This is a genomic window from Blastomonas ursincola, assembly GCF_013607875.1.
In the GTDB taxonomy this organism is placed as follows: domain Bacteria; phylum Pseudomonadota; class Alphaproteobacteria; order Sphingomonadales; family Sphingomonadaceae; genus Blastomonas; species Blastomonas ursincola.
Genome location: NZ_VDES01000002.1, coordinates 607569 through 624140, shown reverse-complemented (window position 1 = coordinate 624140; position 16572 = coordinate 607569). Strand labels below are relative to the sequence as shown.

Genomic DNA, 16572 nt, shown 5'->3' with positions numbered 1-16572 from the left:
GGCCGATCGACCCTATCCGGCAATCTGCATGGCCGGGCGAGCCTGCAAGTGCAGCGCCACGGCCAGCAACACGGTGGCAATCGTACCGGTTGCACCGGCCGGGTAAAGCCAGTCCATGCCGACCGCCATTCCGCCAAAATTCACCAGCATTGCGACCAGGCCTGCCGCTATGGCTGTGAGTCCGACAAGCCGGACGGCACCACCGGAACGCCTCAGGTCCATGCCCACCACGATAGCCGCGCACCCGAACAGCAGCTTGCCGCTGAAAAAGAGAAAAAACGCCATGGCCACGACCGACTCATAGACCGGGATAAGAGGCTCCCCCGCATCGAACAAAGGGCCAAACATCGTCAATCCCATGCCGACCTGCAACACGTTGACCATTCCCGCTATCGCGATGCAGGTACATGCAAGCAGCCGCGACTTTTGCAACGCGGCCACCAGACCGATCACGGCGATGGCCAGGAACAGCAGCGCCTCCACCGACCAGATCGCCGCGCTCGCAATCTCGATCTTCAGGGCCGATTTCGCGACGTAGACGATCTGGGTCAGGACGATGGCTCCCAGCAGCACCGGCAGGATCGCTTCTGCCTTGCCTGCACTCTCGTCCATCTGCATTCGCCCACTCCCTAACCGCGATTATCCAGGCGGTTCCGATGATGGCCGCAGCAAGGTTACAGGGACTGGCGCAACACCGCCTCATGCAGCGCCGTGCATTCGATCTGCCGACTCGTCGGTTGGACAGAGCAGCGCACGGTGATAGGCGGGGCGCATGGTATCGATCGCTTCGCCCTCGCCGCTCCCCACCCGCACACCGCGCCGCTGGTATGCGCAGCTTTATGTGCAGGTGCTGGTGGCGATCGTCGCGGGCGTGGCGCTTGGGCATTTCGCGCCGGAGACCGGGGCGGCGATGAAGCCGCTGGGCGATGTTTTCATCAAGCTGGTCAAGATGGTGATCGCGCCGGTCATCTTCCTCACCATCGTCACCGGCATCGCTGGCATGCGCGATCTGGCGAGCGTCGGGCGCGTCGCGGGCAAGGCCTTTGCCTATTTCCTGACCTTCTCGACGCTTGCGCTCGTCGTCGGGATGATCGTCGCCAATGTCGTCCAGCCGGGTGCGGGGCTCAACATCGATCCGGCGACGCTCGATACCGGCAAGGTCAGCGAATATACCGCCAAGGCGCAGGAATCGAGCATCACCGGTTTCTTGAGCAGCATCGTGCCCGACACGTTTCTCGCCTCGCTGAGCAGCGGCAACCTGCTGCAGGTGCTGTTCGTCTCGATCCTGTTCGGCATTTCGCTGGCGATGATCGGAGACAGGGGCGCGCGGCTGCTTGACCTGCTCGAGGATGCGTCGGCCGCGTTCTTCAAGCTGGTCGGCATCGTGATGAAGGCCGCCCCCATTGGCGCGTTCGGTGCGATGGCCTTCACCATCGGCGAATATGGCATCGGCACGCTCGCCAATCTCGCCGCGCTGGTGGCGACCTTCTATGCGACCTCGCTGCTGTTCGTGCTGGTCGTGCTCGGCGCGGTAGCCTGGGCGTGCGGATTTTCGATCCTGAAGCTCATCGCTTATCTGCGCGCCGAACTGCTGCTCGTGCTCGGCACCTCGTCATCGGAAAGCGCACTGCCCTCCTTGATCGAGAAGATGGAGCGCGCCGGCTGCCCCAAGACCGTGGTCGGCCTGGTCGTGCCGACGGGCTACAGCTTCAACCTCGACGGCACCAATATCTACATGACGCTGGCGGCGCTGTTCATCGCGCAGGCGTGCAATGTCGAGCTTTCGATCGGCGAGCAATTGCTGCTGCTCGGCGTCGCGATGATCTCGTCCAAGGGGGCTGCGGGGGTGACCGGCGCAGGCTTCATCACGCTGGCGGCGACATTGTCGATCGTGCCCTCGGTGCCGGTCGCGGGCATGGCGCTGATCTTGGGGATCGACCGGTTCATGTCCGAATGCCGCAGCCTCACCAACTTCATCGGCAATGCGGTGGCGACCGTGGTGGTGTCGAAATGGGAAGGCCGGCTGGACAAGGAACAGTTCGACCTGGCGCTGGCCGACCGGTTGCCGCGCGTCGAGGATCTTCCCGAGGATGCGGTCGACCCCTGAGGGGCTCAGGCTTTCTCTTCGTCGAGCAGGGCGGCGGGCGACAGGCCGATGCGCCGCATCTGCCGCAGCACCGGCGGCCAGACATGCTGGAGAAAGTCCTCGCGCTCCATCGCGCGCAGCTTGTCGACCGCGCCGGGTGCGACATACATGCCCACCCCGCGCTGCACCTCGACCAGTCCCTGGTCCTGGAACATCTGATACGCCTTGGCGACCGTCAGCGGGTTGGCCTGTTGTTCGGCAGCAAACGCCCGGACCGAAGGAAGCATGTCGCCTTCCGCGTACACACCGTCGAGAATCGATGCGGCGATGATGTCGCGGAGCTTCAGGTAAACGGGTTTGGAGTTGTCTGCCATCACTGCTTCACTGCCATAATACAGCGTGGCAGGTCAAGTGGATTCAATGCGAGGCTTTTTGCGCAGCAATCCTAGGGGTCATCCCTGGTCGGGTGGCAGTCCGCCATAGGCAGTGATCGCCTCGAAGATCGCGGTGAGCGCGACGCGCTCGTCCATCGAGATCTCGGGCCGCCAGATTTCGAACAGCAGGATGATGCGCGTGGCGCTTCCGCGATTCCACGCCTCGTGCTCGATGCTGTCGTCGAAGATCAGCAGCCTGCCCTGCTGCCACGTCCGCGTCTCGTTGCCGACGCGGATCGCGCAATCGGCATTGGTGATCAGTGGCAGGTGGCAGATCAGCCGGGTGTTGAGCATGCCGTTGTGCGGGCGGATATGCGTGCCCGGGCGCAGCAGCGAATAGAGCGCCATGGGCGAGCGCGCGGCAATCACCGGCATCGGCGCCGTCGCGAGCGCAGCCATGGTCGCCGGTGCCTGGGCGGCATGGTCGGGGACGGGTACGCCATTTTCCCAGAGATAATGCGCGCCCCAGCTGGGGTCGTCGCGCAAGGGATTGGCGGCGGCAGGCCGGTCGGGCCGGGTCTGGACATAGGGGCTGAAATCGCTCGGCTGCCGATCGAGCAGCGCTTCGAGCTCCGCGCGCATGGAATCCGCCTGCGCTTCGAAGCCTTCCGCCCAGTCGAACTCGGCCGCCTCGTAGAACTGGCGCTGCGGCAGGCCGGGAAAGTAGAAGCTGGTCGGCTCCTGCACGTAAACCTGCCTGCGCCCCAGCAGCAGATCGAGCGCCATGTCGACGCGCGACGACACGGAACCCGGGGCAATGCCCTTGCCTGCCAGTTGGTCGGCCAGGAACGCAGCATATTCGCCCTGCGCCTGTTGCAGATATTGCTGGCCCTGTTGCAGCAGCGGGATCATCGCCTGTGGCACCTGATCGGGCGCGTGATCGGCCACCGCCAGCGCCGTGGTGTAGAAGGACGAAGCCGCCCGCGAATCGCCAAGCGCCGCCTTGTTTCCCGCCATCAGCAGCAGACCGCCCAGATGCCGCGGTTCTTCTGCCAGCAACCGGACCAGCGCATCGCCCTGCCCTGCTGCGTCACCCGCCATCTGGCAGGCCTGGGCCAGCAGGAACCAGGGCGGCACCTCGCCCGGGGGCGGATCGTTGACGACATTGGTCAGCAGATCGCGCGCGCGTGTCGCATCGCCGCTGCGCAGGGCGGTTATGGCCTGCTGGATGACGATGCTGGCGTGCTGGCGATCCATCACCCGTGTCTAGCCAGCGACGAACCGAATGACCAGCAGATGCTTTGCGTCAGACTCCGGCGACAGCGTCACCGACGTTGATGCGCTGGCCGTTGGTGATGATGACCACATCGCCCAGCTTCACCTGCTCGAACAGCAGTTTAGCAAAGGCGGTCGGCACGCCGATGCAACCGCGCGTGCCATAGCCCCATTCGACATCGCTGCCGTGGATCGCGACGCCATCGTTGGTCAGCCGCATCATGTACGGCATCGGCGCATCATAAAGGTTGGAGACGTGGTCGGCATCCTTCTGGGTGATCGGGAAGGCCCCGAGCGGTGTCGGCTTTTCCGGGGTACCGTAAAGGATCACCGCGACGCCGATCTCATGGCCGTCGCGAAAGACCGAAAGCGTCTGCGCGGCAAGGTCGACCGTGATCAGCAGCGGGCCGGTCGCAGGAGCGTTGCTTTCGTCCCAGTAATAGTTGCCATGCCCCAGCGGGCCATCGATGGTCATCACGCTCTTGATTGCATAGCCCGCCTGCTCTGGCGTCGTGATGGCGGAATCGGCCTTGGCCAGCACGGGCGTGGCCGCCTCAGCCGCCTGTGCCTGCGTGCCGGGCAGCGCCGCCCTGGCGACCGGCTGCATCGCCGCATCGCCGGGCGCGCTGGTGATCATGGCCCCCACGAGCGCACCGATACCGACCAGCATGCCGCCGCCTGCCACCTGCCGTGCCTTGGGCCATTTCATGGTTCGCTGCTCCCGTCGTGCGATGCGTTAACGCCACCTCAATGCGGCATTTACGAGATGCTAACCAAATGGCTGCCGAATCGCCAGCGCCGCGATGGCCCCGTCCCCCGGCGGGACGGTGACGGGCGGTCGGGTTAAGCGATACGGTTACCGGCCGAGGCCGGCGCGCAGGCGGCAGTTATGGGTTGCTTATCGCGGCCCATGCGCCTATATGGCGATCCATCCCGACATGGTTGCTGAGACTTGACGGGCCGGCGCCTCGCGGGGCCGGCGCGAACGAGCTTTTGCTGCCCTGCCCACAGACCAATTTATCAGAAAGCCTATCGTTGACCGATCTTGCCGCCGTCGCTGCCCTTGTCGAACCCGAAGCCCAGGCGCTCGGTTTTGACCTGGTGCGCGTGCACCTGTTCGGTGCGGGCGATGACCGCACGTTGCAGATCATGGCCGAACGGCCCGAGACCGGACAGCTCAACATCGACGATTGCGCCGCGCTGTCGCGTCGGATTTCCGACTTGTTCGATGCGCTGGAAGAAGCCGGCAAGGACCCGGTGCCCGGATCGTACCGGCTCGAGGTCAGCTCGCCCGGCATCGACCGCCCGCTCACCCGCCTCAAGGACTATGGCAACTGGCTGGGCCATGAGGCGCGGCTGGTGCTGACCGAGGCGGCGCAGGGTCGCAAGCAGCTGACCGGCGAGCTGCTCTCGCTCGAAGGCGAGATGATCTCGGTCAACGACAAGAAGGTCGGCCATGTCACCGTGCCGTTCGGCCAGGTGCTCAGCGCCAAGCTGATGCTGACCAACAAGCTGATTGCCGCCACCCGCCCGCTCGATACCAGCGGTGTGGACGACATCGAAGAAATCGACGAAAACGCAGACCTCGAAGAACAGGAAGACTGATCATGGCCAGCGCCATTTCCGCCAACAAGGCTGAACTTCTCGCCATCGCCAACTCGGTGGCGACCGAAAAGATGATCGACAAGGCCATCGTGCTCGAAGCGATGGAAGAGGCGATCCAGCGCGCGGCACGGGCTCGCTATGGTGCGGAAAACGACATCCGCGCCAAGCTCGATCCGGTCAGCGGCGACCTGCGCCTGTGGCGCGTTGTCGAGGTGGTCGAAACCGTCGAGGACTATTTCAAGCAGGTCGATGTCAAGCAGGCGCAGAAGCTGCAAAAGGGCGCACAGGTCGGCGACTTCATCGTCGATCCGCTGCCGCCCGTGGACCTGGGCCGCATCGACGCGCAGGCCGCCAAGCAGGTGATCTTCCAGAAGGTCCGCGATGCCGAGCGCGAGCGTCAGTATGATGAGTTCAAGGATCGCGTCGGCGAGATCATTACCGGCGTCGTCAAGTCGGTCGAATTCGGACACGTGATCGTCAACCTCGGCCGCGCCGAAGGCGTGATCCGCCGCGAACAGCAGATCCCGCGTGAAGTCGCCCGCGTCGGCGACCGCATCCGCGCAATAATCCTCAACGTCCGCCGCGAGAACCGTGGCCCGCAGATCTTCCTCAGCCGCGCGCATCCCGATTTCATGCGCAAGCTGTTCGAGCTGGAAGTGCCCGAAATCTATGACGGCATCATCCAGATCAAGGCCGCTGCGCGCGATCCGGGCAGCCGTGCCAAGATCGGCGTGATCAGCTATGACAGCTCGATCGACCCCGTCGGCGCGTGCGTCGGCATGAAGGGCAGCCGCGTCCAGGCGGTCGTGCAGGAAATGCAGGGCGAGAAGATCGATATCATCCCCTGGTCGGAAGATACCGCGACCTTCGTCGTCAATGCGCTGCAGCCGGCCACCGTCAGCCGCGTGGTGATCGACGAGGAAGAGAGCCGCATCGAGGTGGTCGTTCCCGACGACCAGCTGTCGCTCGCCATCGGCCGTCGTGGTCAGAATGTGCGTCTGGCCAGCCAGCTCACCGGTTCGGCCATCGACATCATGACCGAGGCGGAATCGAGCGAGAAGCGCCAGAAGGAATTCACCGAGCGTTCGGAAATGTTCCAGAACGAGCTCGACGTCGACGAGACGCTGTCGCAGCTGCTGGTCGCCGAAGGCTTCAGCGAGCTCGAGGAAGTCGCCTATGTCTCGCCCGAAGAGCTTTCGAGCATCGAGGGCTTTGACGAGGAGCTGGCCGAAGAGCTGCAGAGCCGCGCGCAGGAAGCGCTCGAGCGCCGCGAAGAGGCCTCGCGCGAGGAACGTCGCGGCCTGGGCGTCGACGATGCGCTGGCCGAGCTGCCGCACCTCACCGAAGCCATGCTGGTGACGCTGGGCAAGGCGGGCATCAAGACGCTCGACGATCTGGCCGACCTCGCCACCGACGAGCTGATCGCCAAGAAGCGCACCGAACAGCGCCGCCGCGACAATTCGGCCCCCGCCAACAAGCGGCCCGAAGACAAGGGCGGCGTGCTGGCGACCTATGGCCTGACCGAAGAGCAGGGCAACGAGATCATCATGGCCGCGCGCGCACACTGGTTCGAGGACGAAGATGCGGGCGCCGATGGGGAGGACGCGCATGCGGAAACTTCCCAATGACACGGCCGGTGATCTTCTAACCGACGACGCCACCAGCACTGCCGCCGACAAGGCGGATGGCCCGATCCGCCGCTGCATCCTCAGCGGCGAACGGGCGGAGCGTGACGGCCTGATCCGGCTGGCGATCGGCCCCGATGGCCAGGTCGCCCCCGATGTGCGCGCGCGTGCCCCCGGGCGCGGCGCGTGGATCGGCGTGACGCGGCCCGAGCTCGAAGAGGCCATCGCCAAGGGCCGGATGAAGGCCGCGCTCGCGCGTGCGTTCAAGACCGGGCCGATCACCGTGCCCGACGATCTTCCTGCCATTATCGAGGAGGCGCTGACGCGCGCGCTGCTCGACCGGCTGGGGCTGGAATCGCGCTCGGGCACGCTGCTGACCGGATCGGACCGCATCGCCGAGGCGGCGCGGCGCGGCAAGGTGTGGCTGCTGCTGCATTCGAGCGACAGCTCGCCCGACGGCAATGCGAAGCTCGATCAGGCCTGGCGCGTCGGCAGCGATGCCGAAGGCAGCGGCCAGCGCGGAACCGTATTGCCTGTAGACCGCACCCGCCTGTCTGTGGCATTGGGGCGCGACAACGCGGTCCATGTGGCGCTGACCGATCAGCGCGCCGCCGCCCGCATTGACCAGTTTCTTGGCCGATTGCTGCATTTCAAAGGGGAGGGGGCCGTGCCCGGCCCCGGCGAGCCAGTCTAGCCCGCTCTGGCGTGCGCGGACATGCCCCGTGCGGACCGGCGATGCCTGATGCATCGCCCGATATGAGAATTTATTGAGGATTGAGTCTGTTCGATGAGTGAAGATACCGAAAACAAGCCGACACTGGGTCGCAAGCCGCTGGGGCTGAAGCGTTCTGTCGAGGCTGGCGAAGTCAAGCAGACGTTCAGCCATGGTCGCACCAACAAGGTCGTGGTCGAGGTCAAGCGCCGCAAGCTGGTCGGCAAGCCGGGCGAGGCGCCTGCTGCCGCACCTGTCCCTGCGCCCGCTCCGGCGCCCACCCCTGCCCCGGCCGCAGCTCCGCCGCCGCCACCGCGTCCGCAGCAGCCGGTTTCGGCGCTGAGCCGCCGCGAGTTGCAGGAAAAGCTGCTGCGCGAGGCCGAGGAAGCGCGTCTGGCATCGCTCGAGGAAGCACGTCGTCGCGAGACCGAGGAGCGTCAGCGGGCCGCCGAGGAAGCGCGCCGCAAGGCCGAGGAAGCGCGCAAGGCTGCGGCTGAACCCGCGCCTGCGCCTGCCGAAACGCCCGCGCCTGCGGCCGAAGCGCAGCAGGCCCCGGCCGCAGAACCGGTCGAGGCCAAAGCCGAAGCTGCGCCCGCAGCCAAGGAAGCGGCCAAGCCCGCCACCGAGGAAACGCGCGCAGCGCCGCCGCCGCGCCGGTTCACGCCGGTGGCCCCTGCCCCGCGCCCCGAAATCAAGCCCAAAAAGCCGGCCAGCACCAAGGTGGTCGACAACCGTCGCCAGGCGGGCAAGCTGACCGTCAGCAAGGCGCTGAACGAAGGCGATGGCGGTGCACGGGCCCGCAGCCTCGCCGCGCTCAAGCGTGCGCGTGAAAAGGAGCGCCGTCTGCACATGGGCGGCCAGAGCCGCGATGCGCAGCCCAAGCAGGTGCGCGATGTCGTCGTGCCCGAAGCGATCACCGTCCAGGAACTCGCCAACCGCATGGCGGAAAAGGGCGCAGACCTGGTCAAGTCGCTGTTCAAGATGGGCATGATGGTCACCGTCAACCAGACGATCGACCAGGATACCGCCGAGCTGCTGGTCGAGGAATTCGGCCACAAGATCACCCGCGTGTCCGATTCCGACGTGGAAATCGATCACGAGGCGGACGTCGATGCGGCCGAAACGCTCAAGCCGCGTGCGCCGGTGGTGACGATCATGGGCCATGTCGATCACGGCAAGACCAGCCTGCTCGACGCGCTGCGCGGCACCGATGTGGTGGCGGGCGAAGCGGGCGGCATCACCCAGCATATCGGCGCCTATCAGGTGCAGGTGAAGTCGGGCGACAAGATCACCTTCCTCGATACGCCGGGCCACGCCGCCTTTACCGAGATGCGCGCGCGCGGGGCCAATGTCACCGATATCGTCATCCTGGTGGTGGCGGCCGATGACGGCCTGATGCCGCAGACGATCGAGGCGATCAACCACACCAAGGCCGCTGGCGTGCCGATGATCGTGGCGATCAACAAGGTCGACAAGGACAGCGCCAACCCGCAGAAGATCCGCGAGCGCCTGCTCGAGCACGAGGTCATCGTGGAAGCGATGTCGGGCGACGTGCAGGACGTGGAGGTCTCCGCGCTCAAGAAGATCAACCTGGACGAGCTGGTCGACAAGATCCTGCTCCAGGCCGAACTGCTCGAGCTCAAGGCCAATCCCGATCGCGCTGCCGAAGCGGTGGTGGTCGAAGCCAAGCTCGACAAGGGCCGCGGTCCCGTCGCCACCGTGCTGGTGCAGCGCGGCACGCTCAAGCGCGGCGACGTGTTCGTCGTCGGCGAGCAGTCGGGCAAGGTGCGTGCGCTGATCAACGACAAGGGCAAGCAGGTCAATGAGGCCGGCCCGTCGATCCCGGTCGAAGTGCTGGGCCTGACCGGCGTGCCGTCGGCAGGCGACAAGCTGACCGTGGTCGAGAACGAGCAGCGTGCCCGCGAAGTCGCCGATTACCGCCGCCAGAAGGCGCTGGAGAAGCGCACGACCATGGCACCTGCGAGCATCGACACGATGTTCTCGGCGCTGTCGGCCAACCGCGCCAAGGAATATCCGGTGCTGGTCAAGGGCGACGTGCAGGGTTCGGTGGAAGCCATTGTCGGATCGCTCAACAAGATCTCGACCGACGACATCAAGGCCCGGGTGCTGCATTCGGGCGTGGGTGCCATCACCGAGTCCGACGTGACGCTGGCCAAGGCGTCGAACGCGCCGATCATCGGCTTCAACGTCCGCGCCAATGCCCAGGCGCGCGCGCTGGCCGAACGCGACGGCGTGCGCTTCAAATATTTCGACATCATCTATGACCTGCTCGACGACATCAAGGGCGAGATGGCGGGCGTGCTGGGTCCGGAGCGGATCGAGACCGTAGTCGGCCGTGCGGAGATCAAGGAGATCTTCCCGGCGGGCAAGAAGGACAAGGCAGCCGGCCTGCTGGTCACCGACGGCTTCATCCGCAAGGGCCTTTATGCGCGCATCACCCGCGACGATGTCATCGTCAGCAAGACGAGCATCGCCTCGCTGCGCCGCTTCAAGGACGACGTGGCCGAGGTCCGCGCGGGTCTGGAATGCGGCGTCGTGCTGCAGGATACGAACGACATCAAGCCGGGCGATATCCTGGAGACGTTCGACGTCGAGATGCGCGACCGCACGCTGTAAGGCATGATCCCCGCCGCCCGGCAACGGTCGGCGGGGTATCGTGAAGGGAACGATCATGGCCAGGCATAACGATACCAGCCCGGAAGGGCGTTCGGTGCGCGTGCTGCGCGTCGGCGAGCAGGTGCGCCATGTGCTGTCCGAACTGCTCACGCGGGGCGAGGTGCATGACGATGTGCTGAGCAGCACCACCGTCTCGGTCACCGAAGTGCGCATGTCGCCCGACCTGCGCCACGCAACCGTGTTCGTGAAGCCGCTGCTGGGCAGGCAAGAGGACGTGGTGCTCAAGGCGCTGCGTACCAACACCGCCTATTTCCAACGCGAGGTCGCGCAGCGCGTGCGGATGAAATATGCCGCCAAGCTCAAATGGCTGGCCGATGACAGCTTCGACACCGGTAGCCATATCGACCGGCTGCTGAGCGACCCCAAGGTGGCGCAGGACCTGGGCGGAGACGGCGACGAGGACGGCGGCGACGATTGACGTCTTACCGGGTAAGACGTACACTTGCGCCATGAACGACGTCACCCGCCTTTCCGCCAAGGGGCAAATAGTGATCCCCAAGGATGTTCGCGATCGCCTCGGCTGGGCACAGGGCCGGGACCTCGAGGTGATCCCGATGGGCGACGGTGTCATGCTCCGCCCCGTGGCGCGCACGAAGCGGCTCTCCATCGAGGAAGCCACACGCGAACTTCGGCAGATGTACCGGCACGAGGGGCCCCCGATACCGATCGAAAGATTGAGCTGGTCACCGGATATCGACGATCCGGACATGGATGCCGTTGCTGGCCGATAATCGCGTGCGGGCCGTCGATACAAACATTCTGGCGCGATGGCTGCTTGGTGATGATCCTGCGCAATCCGCGCTGGCGATCCAAATTCTTCGTGAACCGGCTTATGTCTCGCTGACAGTGCTAACCGAGCTCGGCTGGGTCCTCGAAAAGGCGCTGAAAATCCCGAGGCCCATCGTCGCCAGTATGCTGCACAAAGTCGTTGAAGTCGAACATGTGCAGGTGGAACACAGCAACTCGGTCTTATGGGCGATAGACCGATTTCTCCAAGGCGCTGATTGGGCCGACATGATGCACATCGTCGCGGCAACCGGCGCAGCCCCGATTTTCGCGACCTTTGACAAAGCCATTGCCCGCAAGGCCGGAGGCGAAAGCCCGGTTCCGATTGAAACTGTTGGAAAACTCCCCTGATGGCCAAGCTCTATTTCTACTACGCCTCGATGAACGCGGGCAAATCTTCCACGCTGCTCCAGGCGGCGTTCAACTATGCCGAGCGCGGGATGCGGGCGATGCTGTGGACGGCGGCGTTCGACGATCGCTATGGCGCGGGACAGATCACCTCGCGCATCGGCCTAAAAGCGCCCGCGCATCTGTTCGAGCCGGAGACCGACATCTTTGCAGCGGTGGCGCTGGACTTGGCCTCGGCCCCGCTTGATTGCGTGCTGGTCGACGAGGCGCAGTTCCTCACCAAGACGCAGGTCTTCCAGTGCGCGCGCATTTGCGACGAGCTGCGGATTCCGGTGCTCTGCTATGGGCTGCGCACCGATTTCCAGGCCGAACTCTTCCCAGGCAGCGCGCAATTGCTGGCGATCGCCGACCATCTGGTCGAGCTGAAGGCCGTGTGCGAATGCGGCGCCAAGGCGACGATGAACCTGCGGGTCGATGCTGCGGGTCATGCTGTGAAACAGGGCGCGCAGACCGAGATTGGCGGCAATGACCGTTATATCGCGCTGTGCCGCAAGCATTTCATGGCGCGGCTGGCATGAGCGGCCTTCGCACTATGCTGAGCGATGGCGACCTTCGGCTCGAGCTGCTCGCCGACCATCATGTCGAACCGCTGCGCGCCGCGTGCGCGCGCGATACCGAGATCTGGGATATCTACCCCATATCGATGCTGGGCGAGCATTTCGACAAGGCGATGGAGGAGTTCCACGCCACCACCAGCTGGGTGCGCTTTGCCGTGCTGTGGCGCGATCAGGTGATCGGCATGTCGAGCTATATCAACCCCGATACGCGCAACCATGTCGTCGAGATCGGCGGAACCTATATTGAGCCATCGGCACGGGGTGCTGCAGGCGTCAACACGCGAATGAAGCGGCTGATGATCGAGCATGCCTTTGCGCAGGGCTATACCCGCATCGAATTCCGCGTCGATGCGCGCAACCTGCGCAGCCAGGCCGCAGTGCGCAAGCTCGGTGCGATGCATGAAGGGACGCTGCGCCGCAACCGCATCACCTGGACCGGCTTTGTCCGCGACACCTGCGTCTTCGGCCTGCTGCGCGAGGATTGGGAACGCAGCCGGGCCTGACGCCCCTGCCCTTCGCATTTGGCCATGGGGCGCAACACTGCTAACGGGCAGCGGATGCACGGATGGATCATTCTCGACAAACCCTATGCCATGGGCTCGACCGACGCGGTGACCGCGGTCAAGCGCGCGTTCCGCCAGGGCGGGTTCGGCAAGGTCAAGGTCGGCCATGGCGGCACGCTCGACCCGCTCGCCACCGGCGTGCTGCCGATCGCGCTGGGCGAGGCGACCAAGCTCACCGGCCAGATGCTCAACGGCGACAAGACTTATGATTTCACGGTTCGCTTCGGGGTGGAGACCGACACGCTCGATGTCGAAGGCAAACCGGTAGCGACCAGCGACGTGCGACCGGCGCTCGCCGAGATCGAGGCAGTGCTGCCGCGCTTTACCGGGCCGATCGAGCAGGTGCCTCCCGCCTTTTCCGCGCTCAAGGTCGATGGCCAGCGCGCCTATGATCTGGCGCGCGCCGGCGAGACCGTGGAACTGGCGAGCAGGAGCGTAAACGTTCATCGATTGCTTGTCCGTCATCCTGAACTTGTTTCAGGATCGATCGTGCCCCAGCAGCCGAAGCTGCAAGACGATAAATGGACCCTGAAACAAGTTCAGGGTGACGGCATTGGAGCGATTGAACTTCCGCTCGACCAGATCACCCTCACCGCCCATGTCTCCAAGGGCACGTACATCCGCTGCCTCGCGCGCGACATCGCGCAGGCGCTCGGCACGGTGGGCCATGTGACGATGCTCCGCCGCACCCAGGCTGGGCCGTTCGGGTTGGCGCAAGCGATTCCGCTGGACAAACTGGACGAAATCCGCCAAGGCGCGGCCCCAGAAGACGTAATCTTGCCATTCGAGGCAGGGCTGGCCGACATCCCGGCTCTTGACCTCACTCCCGATCAGGCAAGGCGGCTCCGCATGGGGCAGGTCGTGACCGGGATTGCCGCACACGATGGGCGATATTGGGCGCGGGGGAGCGATGATGCTCCGCTCGCACTGGTATCGCTTTCGGACCAGGAGGTCCGCGTGGTGCGCGGCTTCAACTTTGGATGATGTTCGAGGAATGAAGACATGACGATTACCGCAGAGCGCAAGGAAGAAGTGATCAAGGAATATGCGCGCGAAGCCAACGACACCGGCTCGCCCGAGGTGCAGGTTGCCATCCTGACCGAGCGCATCAACAACCTGACCGAGCACTTCAAGTCGCACCACAAGGATAACCACTCGCGTCGCGGTCTTCTGATGATGGTCAACAAGCGTCGCTCGCTGCTCGACTATCTCAAGAAGAAGGACGAAGCCCGCTATACCGACCTGATCGGCAAGCTGGGTCTCCGCAAGTAAGCATTCTCGAACGGCCCCCCAGCGGGGCCGTTCGTTTATCCGCGCCATGAAATTAAAGTGCGCGGTATCCAACGGCCCTTTCGCAATGAGGCGGATCTGGGCCAGCCGGGGCAAGATATGGCCCCGAACCGCGCCAGGCCGGTCAGTCTGGCAATTGAAGAGGCCCCGGTCCGCAATAGGGCGCACCGGGTTCGACAAGGAAAATCCATGTTTGACGTAAAGACTGTAGAAATCGAGTGGGGCGGAAAGACCCTCAAGCTCGAAACGGGCCGTATTGCCCGCCAGGCGGACGGCGCTGTGCTGGCCACCTATGGCGAGACCGTGGTGCTGTGCGCCGTGACCGCCGCCAAGTCAGTGAAGGAAGGCCAGGACTTCTTCCCGCTGACCGTCCACTACCAGGAAAAATTCTCCGCAGCAGGCCGCATCCCCGGCGGCTTCTTCAAGCGTGAGCGCGGCGCGACCGAGAAGGAAACGCTGACCAGCCGCCTGATCGACCGTCCCGTCCGCCCGCTGTTCCCCGAAGGTTTCTACAACGAGATCAACGTGATCGCGCAGGTGCTGTCGTTCGACGGCGAATCCGAGCCCGATATCGTCGCGATGGTCGCTGCCTCGGCTGCGCTCACCCTGTCGGGCGTGCCCTTCATGGGCCCGATCGGCGCGGCGCGCATCGGCTACAAGGATGGCGAATATCAGCTCAACCCGTCGATGGACGAGGTCAAGGAAGGCGAGCTCGATCTGGTCGTCGCTGCCACGCATGACGCGGTGATGATGGTCGAATCGGAAGCCAAGGAGCTGTCCGAAGAAGTAATGCTCGGCGCCGTCGAGTTCGCGCACGAGGCCTGCCGCCAGGTCACCGACGCGATCATCAAGCTGGCCGAACAGGCGGCCAAGGATCCGTGGGAAATGGCTCCGCAGGCTGACCTGAGCGCTGCCAAGCAGAAGCTGAAGGACCTGATCGGTGCGGACATTGCCGCGGCCTACAAGCTGACCGACAAGTCGGCCCGCTCGAACGCGCTCAACGAAGCGCGCGCCAAGGCGAAGGAAGCCTTTGCCGATGCGACGCCGCAGGACCAGATGGCCGCGCAGAAGCTGATGAAGAAGCTGGAAGCGGAAATCGTCCGCGGTGCCATCCTCAAGGACGGCAGCCGCATCGACGGCCGCACCACCACGCAGATCCGTCCGATCGAGGCGATGGTCGGCTTCCTGCCGCGCACGCACGGTTCGGCGCTGTTCACGCGCGGTGAAACCCAGTCGATCTGCACCACCACGCTGGGCACCAAAGACAGCGAGCAGATGATCGACGGCCTCACCGGCCTGTCGTACGAGAGCTTCATGCTGCACTATAACTTCCCGCCCTATTCGGTCGGTGAAGTCGGTCGCTTCGGCGCGCCGGGCCGTCGTGAAGTCGGCCATGGCAAGCTGGCATGGCGTGCGCTGCACCCCGTGCTGCCCAGCAAGGACGAGTTCCCCTATACCATCCGTGTGCTCTCCGACATTACCGAGTCCAACGGCTCGTCGTCGATGGCCACGGTGTGCGGCGGCTCGCTTTCGATGATGGACGCGGGCGTTCCGCTCAAGCGTCCGGTGTCGGGCATCGCCATGGGCCTGATCCTGGAAGGCAGCGAATTCGCGGTTCTCTCCGACATCCTGGGTGACGAAGATCACCTGGGCGACATGGACTTCAAGGTCGCCGGCACGTCCGAAGGCATCACCACGATGCAGATGGACATCAAGATTGCCGGCATCACCCGCGAGATCATGGCGCAGGCGCTGGCACAGGCCAAGGAAGGTCGCGCGCACATCCTGGGCGAAATGGCCAAGGCGCTGGGCGAAGTCCGCACCGAACTGTCGGCCCATGCGCCGCGCATCGAGACGATCCAGATCGACAAGTCGAAGATCCGCGAAGTCATCGGCACCGGCGGCAAGGTGATCCGCGAGATCGTCGCCGAAACCGGCGCGAAGGTGGATATCGACGACGAAGGCCTGATCAAGATCAGCTCGTCCGACCTCAGCCAGATCGAGGCTGCCAAGAAGTGGATTCTGGGCATCGTCGAGGAAGCCGAAGTCGGCAAGATCTACAACGGCAAGGTCGTCAACCTGGTCGATTTCGGTGCGTTCGTGAACTTTATGGGCGGCAAGGACGGCCTGGTCCACGTTTCGGAAATCCGCAACGAGCGGGTCGAGAAGGTGGCCGATGTCCTGTCCGAAGGCCAGGAAGTGAAGGTCAAGGTTCTCGAGATCGATCCGCGCGGCAAGGTGCGCCTGTCGATGCGCGTTGTCGATCAGGAAACCGGTGAAGAGCTGGAAGACACCCGCCCTGCCCGCGAACCCCGCGAGCGTGGCGAGCGTGGTGACCGCGGTGACCGTCGCCCCCGTCGCGATGGCGACGGCGGTCGTGGTCGCGGCGGTGACCGTGGCGGCGAGCGTTCGGGCGGAGGCGGCCGCGGCCGTGGTCGCCCCGAGCGCTCGGAAGGCGGCGAGAGCGGCGGCGACGCCGGCCTGCCCGACTTCATCACCGGCGAAAGCTGAGACTGGCAGATGCTGGCGTCATGGGTTCATCCCGCGACGTGACAAAGACCGGCCGGAAGCTCCGCGCTTCCGGCCGGTTTTAT

17 protein-coding genes are annotated in these 16572 nt (G+C 64.7%); 13 read left to right on the top strand and 4 right to left on the bottom strand.

What is annotated here, in order from left to right; genetic code table 11:
* Positions 1 to 12 precede the first annotated feature (12 nt).
* Positions 13 to 618, bottom strand: coding sequence for a hypothetical protein (locus tag FG486_RS09050; RefSeq protein ID WP_181267289.1), 606 nt, complete (start codon positions 616 to 618; stop codon positions 13 to 15).
* A 154-nt stretch (positions 619 to 772) separates the two neighbouring features.
* Here FG486_RS09050 and FG486_RS09045 point away from each other — a divergent pair, with 154 nt between their 5' ends.
* Entirely contained in the window at positions 773 to 2107 is a 1335-nt protein-coding gene (locus tag FG486_RS09045) for a dicarboxylate/amino acid:cation symporter (protein WP_194249871.1), read from the top strand.
* 5 nt (positions 2108 to 2112) lie between these two features.
* Here the strand turns inward: FG486_RS09045 and FG486_RS09040 are convergent, their stop codons facing one another.
* From FG486_RS09040 to FG486_RS09030, 3 genes are all read right to left on the bottom strand, one after another.
* Positions 2113 to 2460, bottom strand: a complete 348-nt coding sequence (locus FG486_RS09040) for a GntR family transcriptional regulator (protein ID WP_066274595.1) — start codon at positions 2458 to 2460, stop codon at positions 2113 to 2115.
* Positions 2461 to 2538: 78 nt separating this feature from the next.
* Positions 2539 to 3717 (bottom strand): aspartyl/asparaginyl beta-hydroxylase domain-containing protein, encoded by a 1179-nt coding sequence (locus FG486_RS09035; protein WP_181267288.1) that lies wholly within the window; start codon positions 3715 to 3717, stop codon positions 2539 to 2541.
* A 49-nt stretch (positions 3718 to 3766) separates the two neighbouring features.
* Positions 3767 to 4444 (bottom strand): L,D-transpeptidase family protein, encoded by a 678-nt coding sequence (locus FG486_RS09030; RefSeq protein WP_066274602.1) that lies wholly within the window; start codon positions 4442 to 4444, stop codon positions 3767 to 3769.
* A 326-nt stretch (positions 4445 to 4770) separates the two neighbouring features.
* On the opposite strand from FG486_RS09030, the gene rimP reads away from it, so the two are divergent.
* The 12 genes from rimP (at position 4771) to pnp (ending at position 16489) form a co-directional block, all read left to right on the top strand.
* Positions 4771 to 5340, top strand: coding sequence for a ribosome maturation protein RimP (rimP, locus tag FG486_RS09025; RefSeq protein WP_181267287.1), 570 nt, complete (start codon positions 4771 to 4773; stop codon positions 5338 to 5340).
* Between the two features lie 2 nt (positions 5341 to 5342).
* Entirely contained in the window at positions 5343 to 6968 is a 1626-nt protein-coding gene (nusA, locus tag FG486_RS09020) for a transcription termination factor NusA (RefSeq protein WP_066274611.1), read from the top strand.
* Positions 6949 to 7659, top strand: coding sequence for a DUF448 domain-containing protein (locus FG486_RS09015; RefSeq protein WP_181267286.1), 711 nt, complete (start codon positions 6949 to 6951; stop codon positions 7657 to 7659). Before nusA ends, FG486_RS09015 begins: the two co-directional genes overlap by 20 nt.
* Before the next feature lie 93 nt (positions 7660 to 7752).
* Complete coding sequence (gene infB, locus FG486_RS09010) at positions 7753 to 10314, top strand: translation initiation factor IF-2 (protein WP_181267285.1); 2562 nt, start codon at positions 7753 to 7755, stop codon at positions 10312 to 10314.
* Positions 10315 to 10369: 55 nt separating this feature from the next.
* Entirely contained in the window at positions 10370 to 10792 is a 423-nt protein-coding gene (gene rbfA, locus FG486_RS09005; RefSeq protein ID WP_137776172.1) for a 30S ribosome-binding factor RbfA, read from the top strand.
* Between the two features lie 31 nt (positions 10793 to 10823).
* Positions 10824 to 11105: an AbrB/MazE/SpoVT family DNA-binding domain-containing protein gene (locus FG486_RS09000; RefSeq protein ID WP_066281023.1), complete on the top strand. Its 282-nt coding sequence runs from the start codon at positions 10824 to 10826 to the stop codon at positions 11103 to 11105.
* A complete protein-coding gene (locus FG486_RS08995; protein WP_181267284.1) occupies positions 11086 to 11511 on the top strand; it encodes a type II toxin-antitoxin system VapC family toxin in 426 nt (141 codons plus the stop codon). Before FG486_RS09000 ends, FG486_RS08995 begins: the two co-directional genes overlap by 20 nt.
* Entirely contained in the window at positions 11511 to 12086 is a 576-nt protein-coding gene (locus FG486_RS08990; RefSeq protein ID WP_060978146.1) for a thymidine kinase, read from the top strand. Before FG486_RS08995 ends, FG486_RS08990 begins: the two co-directional genes overlap by 1 nt.
* The gene (locus FG486_RS08985) at positions 12083 to 12628 is read left to right on the top strand and encodes a GNAT family N-acetyltransferase (RefSeq protein ID WP_181267283.1); all 546 of its coding nucleotides are present in this window, start codon (positions 12083 to 12085) and stop codon (positions 12626 to 12628) included. Before FG486_RS08990 ends, FG486_RS08985 begins: the two co-directional genes overlap by 4 nt.
* Positions 12629 to 12682: 54 nt before the next feature.
* The gene (gene truB / locus FG486_RS08980) at positions 12683 to 13672 is read left to right on the top strand and encodes a tRNA pseudouridine(55) synthase TruB (protein ID WP_181267282.1); all 990 of its coding nucleotides are present in this window, start codon (positions 12683 to 12685) and stop codon (positions 13670 to 13672) included.
* 18 nt (positions 13673 to 13690) lie between these two features.
* Entirely contained in the window at positions 13691 to 13960 is a 270-nt protein-coding gene (gene rpsO, locus FG486_RS08975; RefSeq protein ID WP_023838184.1) for a 30S ribosomal protein S15, read from the top strand.
* 207 nt (positions 13961 to 14167) lie between these two features.
* The gene (gene pnp, locus FG486_RS08970) at positions 14168 to 16489 is read left to right on the top strand and encodes a polyribonucleotide nucleotidyltransferase (protein ID WP_181267281.1); all 2322 of its coding nucleotides are present in this window, start codon (positions 14168 to 14170) and stop codon (positions 16487 to 16489) included.
* The last annotated feature ends 83 nt before the right edge of the window (positions 16490 to 16572 follow it).

Coding starts and splice junctions, on each gene's coding strand:
- FG486_RS09030 (WP_066274602.1), bottom strand. CDS start 4,444: ATGAAATGGCCCAAGGCACGGCAGGTGGCAGGCGGCGGCATGCTGGTC.
- nusA (WP_066274611.1), top strand. CDS start 5,343: ATGGCCAGCGCCATTTCCGCCAACAAGGCTGAACTTCTCGCCATCGCC.
- rbfA (WP_137776172.1), top strand. CDS start 10,370: ATGGCCAGGCATAACGATACCAGCCCGGAAGGGCGTTCGGTGCGCGTG.
- FG486_RS08990 (WP_060978146.1), top strand. CDS start 11,511: ATGGCCAAGCTCTATTTCTACTACGCCTCGATGAACGCGGGCAAATCT.
- FG486_RS09050 (WP_181267289.1), bottom strand. CDS start 618: ATGCAGATGGACGAGAGTGCAGGCAAGGCAGAAGCGATCCTGCCGGTG.
- rpsO (WP_023838184.1), top strand. CDS start 13,691: ATGACGATTACCGCAGAGCGCAAGGAAGAAGTGATCAAGGAATATGCG.
- FG486_RS09000 (WP_066281023.1), top strand. CDS start 10,824: ATGAACGACGTCACCCGCCTTTCCGCCAAGGGGCAAATAGTGATCCCC.
- FG486_RS09015 (WP_181267286.1), top strand. CDS start 6,949: ATGCGGAAACTTCCCAATGACACGGCCGGTGATCTTCTAACCGACGAC.
- truB (WP_181267282.1), top strand. CDS start 12,683: ATGCACGGATGGATCATTCTCGACAAACCCTATGCCATGGGCTCGACC.
- FG486_RS09040 (WP_066274595.1), bottom strand. CDS start 2,460: ATGGCAGACAACTCCAAACCCGTTTACCTGAAGCTCCGCGACATCATC.
- infB (WP_181267285.1), top strand. CDS start 7,753: ATGAGTGAAGATACCGAAAACAAGCCGACACTGGGTCGCAAGCCGCTG.
- FG486_RS09035 (WP_181267288.1), bottom strand. CDS start 3,717: ATGGATCGCCAGCACGCCAGCATCGTCATCCAGCAGGCCATAACCGCC.
- pnp (WP_181267281.1), top strand. CDS start 14,168: ATGTTTGACGTAAAGACTGTAGAAATCGAGTGGGGCGGAAAGACCCTC.
- FG486_RS08985 (WP_181267283.1), top strand. CDS start 12,083: ATGAGCGGCCTTCGCACTATGCTGAGCGATGGCGACCTTCGGCTCGAG.
- FG486_RS08995 (WP_181267284.1), top strand. CDS start 11,086: ATGCCGTTGCTGGCCGATAATCGCGTGCGGGCCGTCGATACAAACATT.
- FG486_RS09045 (WP_194249871.1), top strand. CDS start 773: ATGGTATCGATCGCTTCGCCCTCGCCGCTCCCCACCCGCACACCGCGC.